The following is a 4,789-nucleotide window of genomic DNA, read 5'->3' on the forward strand; positions in this document are numbered from 1 at the left end:
TATGCAGACGCTATGCGTAAATACGGGAATGACAAACCAGACATTCGTTTTGGGATGGAGTTTGCTGAGCTCGATGATGTAGCCAAGAATAAAGGTTTTAATGTTTTTGATCAACAGGAACTTGTGGTTGGGATAGCCGTTCCGGGCGCAGCTTCTTTTACCCGTAAGGAAATTGATAGACTTATTTCATGGGTTAAAAGACCTCAAATTGGAGCCACAGGATTGGTTTGGGCGAAATATAATGAAGATGGCAGTCTAAAATCTTCTGTAGATAAGTTTTACTCTCAGGAAGACCTGAAAGCCTGGGCGGAAGCTTCTTCAGCCAACCCAGGGGATCTTATTCTGGTGATGGCAGGTGATGCCGACAAAACAAGAAGCCAGTTAAGCGCATTAAGAATGCATCTTGGCAATGAAATGGGACTTAGAAAACCTGATGAATTTGCACCTTTGTGGGTAGTAGATTTCCCTCTTCTTGAATGGGATGAGGATACAGAAAGATTCCACGCCATGCACCATCCATTTACAAGTCCGAAGAAAGAAGATTTTGCGCTACTTGAAACAGACCCTGGGAAGGTTCGTGCCAACGCGTATGATCTTGTACTTAATGGAAATGAAATTGGTGGTGGTTCTATTAGAATACATGACAAAGAAACTCAGTCGCAAATGTTCAAATACCTTGGATTCACTCCGGAAGAGGCTGAAGAGCAATTTGGCTTTCTTATGGATGCCTTCCAATATGGAGCACCTCCACATGGTGGGATCGCGTTTGGATTCGACAGACTGGTAGCCATTCTTGGCGGACAGGAAAGCATTCGGGATTACATTGCATTTCCAAAGAATAACTCTGGAAGAGATGTGATGATCGATGCTCCGGCGAAACTCGATGAACAACAACTCACAGATTTACATCTACAGTTGAAATCATAAATAATTAATCCCGCGTATTGCGGGATTTTTTATCTTCATCCGGTAATTAACTAGCGGTGGCAAATATTAGTAAATCCTTATTGCACAGATTCCTAACCTGGAAATCGAAGAATCTTTCTCATCGACAGTTTCTCATGTTCCTAAGCGCGGTTATTGGATTTGTTGCCGGGCTCTTTGCGGTGATGATCAAAAACCTCACGCATCTAATCCAGAGTTTACTGGAAGGAGAATTTGTGGCCAATTATCACGATGCATTCTACTTTATATTTCCGGTACTTGGTCTTTTGATCGTGTACCTTATCATCAAATTTGTATTGCGACAAAAGGTTGGACATGGAATTCCAACAACTTTATATGCCATCTCCCGAAAAAAGGGAATCATGAAAAGATTCCAGATGTACGCGTCTCTACTTACCGCACCTATTACGGTTGGTTTTGGAGGATCGGTTGGACTGGAAGGACCTACCGTAGCGACCGGTGCTTCGCTGGGTTCGAACATTTCGCGAATATTTTTGATGAATCAGGCATCCCGGACCTTACTCATTGGATGTGCCGCAGCGGGCGCAATGTCCAGCATTTTTAAAGCTCCAATTGCAGCGATCATTTTCGCCATAGAGGTTTTCAGCCTTGATCTAACACTGGCGTCCCTCCTACCGCTACTCATTGCTTCGGTATCTGCCATACTTACCTCCTATTTTTTCTTCGGAAGTCAGATTATTTTACCATTCACTTTAGAAGACCAATTTACAATCTCTGAAGTGCCTTACTATTTGGTTCTGGGAGTCGTAGCCGCAGCATTTTCAGTTTACTTTTCACGTATCTATTTTGGTAGTACCAAACTGCTGGCTAAAATAACCTCACCTTTTGTCAGGCTCATTTTTGCCGGATTGGGGCTGGGAGTTCTTATCTATTTTATACCTCCACTATATGGTGAAGGCTATAATGTGATCAACAACCTTTTGCAGGAAAACTATCTGGAAGCTCTGGGCACAAATCTATTCAACGCTTACCTTGAGAATATCTGGGTGGTCATCATTTTGCTTGCAGGTCTGGTGATCTTTAAGATCATCGCTTCAGCGTTAACTTTTAGCGCTGGTGGCGTTGGAGGGATCTTTGCTCCAGTAATGTTCATGGGAAGCGCTATGGGGCACTGTTTCGCACTAGTCGTGAACAATCTTGGTATATTTAAGAATGAGATCTCTGTGAGTAATTTTACTTTGGTAGGTATGGCGGGACTTATGGCCGGAGTACTGCATGCACCACTTACCGCTATTTTTCTTATTGCTGAACTTACCCATGGGTACGAACTTTTTATACCGCTAATGATCACTGCGGCTATTTCTTATTTGATCACCACTAAGTTTGAACCTCACTCTGTGTATACCATGGAGCTGGCAAGACGCGGTGACTTGTTAACGCATGACAAAGATCAGACGGTTTTGACCCTTATGAACATTAGTCGTGTAGTAGAAAAGAATTTTATCGCTCTGGAAATTGATATGAACCTGGGAGACGTGATCCATGACGGAGTGATGAAATCCTCACGTAATATTTTCCCCGTTATTGATGAAAATCAAAATTTTATGGGTATTATATTACTGGATGATATAAGATCTATCATGTTCAATGAAAAATTATATGATGAAGTCAAGGTGCAGGAGATCATGCAACAGGCTCCGGAAATTATAGACATTGAGAACGACCGAATGAAGGAGATCATGCTAAAATTCCAGGAAAGTAATGCCTGGAACTTACCTGTAGTTCGTGAAGGAAAATATATCGGGTTTATCTCCAAATCAAAACTGTTAACTGCCTACAGGCAAAAATTAATTGAAGTTACTGTATAGTATGAAGATATTTATGAGAATACTGGTAATAGCTATTCTAATAGCCGTAGGAGTAGGATTCTATTTCAGGTTAAATGATGATACGCTTACCGGCGACAGGATCATAGGAATTGCCGTGCTGGCAAGTGCCTTTATTCTAATGCCAATTTTCCTTGTGGTGAGATGGAAAGGTAAGAAATTAGAAGATTATACCCTTTCTGAAAAGAACATGAAAAAAATGCGGGATAAGGGAATTGATCGACTTTAAAAGTTACAAAAACCCAAAAAATTCTGATTTCCAGTAGATTCTAAAAATTTTACTGTTATGTTTGTTCTTTATTAATTATCATTATTATGCAAGGCACAGTAAAATTTTTCAATGAATCTAAAGGTTATGGGTTCATTACAAACGACGACACCAAAAGAGACATTTTCGTACACATTACCGGTTTGAATGGTGAAACTATTCAGGAAGGCGATCGAGTAGAATACGAAGAAACTGAAGGGAAAAAAGGAGTGAACGCAACAGATGTACGCATCGTTGAGTAAATAGTTTTTCCGATCAAAAAAGAAAAAGCCGCTATTAAGCGGCTTTTGTTATTTAATGGGTTGCTCTGTAGTTTGTCCTACACCTTTTAGCATGGTTTCGGTCATTTTATCAAGATCGAATTCGTGATCCCAACCCCAATCCTGTCTTGCCGATGAATCATCTATGCTTGATGGCCATGACGCGGCAATAGCCTGTCTGAAATCTGGATCATAAGAAATTTTAAAATCCGGTAGATGTTTACTAATGTTTGCCGCTAATATTTCAGGCGTGAAACTTATCGCAGCTAGATTATAAGATGATCTTACTTTAATAGTTTCCGAAGGAGCCTGCATAATTTCCACCGTAGCTTTTATCGCATCATCCATATACATCATTGGTAATGCTGCATCTTTATCCAGAAAACTGGTATAGGCATTCTGCTTTAAGGCTTCATGGAAAATCTCAATCGCATAATCTGTGGTTCCGCCACCAGGAAGAGTTTTATAACTTATGATACCAGGATACCTGATACTTCTAACGTCCACACCAAATTTTTGATGATAGTACTCACACCAGCGTTCGCCTGTTTGCTTACTAATTCCATAAACCGTAGTAGGTTCCATCGCAGTAATTTGCGGAGTATTGTCCTTTGGGGTAGTTGGTCCAAAAACAGCAATACTGGAAGGCCAAAAGATCTTATTGATCAAACCTTCCTTAGCCATATCAAGAATATGGAAAAGTGAATTCATATTAAGGTCCCAGGCCTTCTTAGGAGCTTTTTCTGCAGTGGCGCTAAGCATCGCAGCCATCAGGTAAACTTCCCTAATATTATAGGTCTCTATGATCTGTCTTATATGAACCTCATCGGTCGCATTCAGGATCTCAAATGGACCTGACTGCATTAATTCATCTACTCCTTCACGAATATCACTGGCAACCACCTGGTCGTTCCCGTGAATCTCTCTCAATTTCAGCGTAAGTTCGGTTCCAATCTGTCCGCAAGCACCGATAACTAATATCTTTTCGGCCATAAATTAAATTTTGTGCAAATATATTTAATTATACAGAGGATTTCGCAATCTTAGCTTTTTCTTGATGCTATTCGCTATGGATTCTGTAATTGAAAATCAGTTACTTCATTCATAGAATTATGGATAACTTTGTTCATTCAATTATCACTTATGAAATTCCCTCTATTCGTTATAATTTTTCTTTGTTTGATATCCTGCAAATCTGAAGCAGAAGATAGCCAGAATAGCAACGAAACAAATGACAGCATATCGTATGATAAAAAGATCGATATAGATACTCGAGGTTTTGATCTTGAACCGGAAGCAAAGAAATATGCTTCTAACTGGCTGGAATTTATCACTGCTCAAAATGAAGTGAAGAAACTGGAAAATACTACGACTCGTAAGGTCATGAATAATGCTACGGCGATTTCCCAGATCATGAATTCACTTAGCATTTCTCTGCCTGATAGTCTTAGAGCGGTTCCTGTGGAAGC

General features: G+C 40.2%; 6 protein-coding genes. 5 read left to right on the plus strand and 1 reads right to left on the minus strand.

Annotated features, from left to right (window positions below; genetic code table 11):
- The 4 genes from ACNI3T_RS05715 to ACNI3T_RS05730 form a co-directional block, all read left to right on the plus strand.
- Positions 1-927: amino acid--tRNA ligase-related protein (locus ACNI3T_RS05715; protein WP_418227008.1), on the plus strand; the 927-nt coding region annotated here is incomplete at its 5' end.
- A gap of 56 nt (positions 928-983) precedes the next feature.
- Positions 984-2,774, plus strand: a complete 1,791-nt coding sequence (locus ACNI3T_RS05720; protein ID WP_418227009.1) for a chloride channel protein — start codon at positions 984-986, stop codon at positions 2,772-2,774.
- 1 nt (position 2,775) lies between these two features.
- Positions 2,776-3,021, plus strand: a complete 246-nt coding sequence (locus ACNI3T_RS05725; RefSeq protein WP_418227010.1) for a hypothetical protein — start codon at positions 2,776-2,778, stop codon at positions 3,019-3,021.
- An 86-nt stretch (positions 3,022-3,107) separates the two neighbouring features.
- Entirely contained in the window at positions 3,108-3,302 is a 195-nt protein-coding gene (locus ACNI3T_RS05730; protein ID WP_141876598.1) for a cold-shock protein, read from the plus strand.
- Positions 3,303-3,350: 48 nt separating this feature from the next.
- On the opposite strand, the gene ACNI3T_RS05735 is transcribed toward ACNI3T_RS05730, so the two are convergent.
- The gene (locus ACNI3T_RS05735; RefSeq protein ID WP_418227011.1) at positions 3,351-4,313 is read right to left on the minus strand and encodes an NAD-dependent epimerase/dehydratase family protein; all 963 of its coding nucleotides are present in this window, start codon (positions 4,311-4,313) and stop codon (positions 3,351-3,353) included.
- 150 nt (positions 4,314-4,463) lie between these two features.
- On the opposite strand from ACNI3T_RS05735, the gene ACNI3T_RS05740 reads away from it, so the two are divergent.
- On the plus strand, positions 4,464-4,789 hold a 326-nt coding region (locus tag ACNI3T_RS05740), incomplete at its 3' end, for a hypothetical protein (RefSeq protein WP_418227012.1).

The organism is Christiangramia qingdaonensis, from assembly GCF_048381525.1.
Classification (GTDB): Bacteria; Bacteroidota; Bacteroidia; order Flavobacteriales; family Flavobacteriaceae; genus Christiangramia.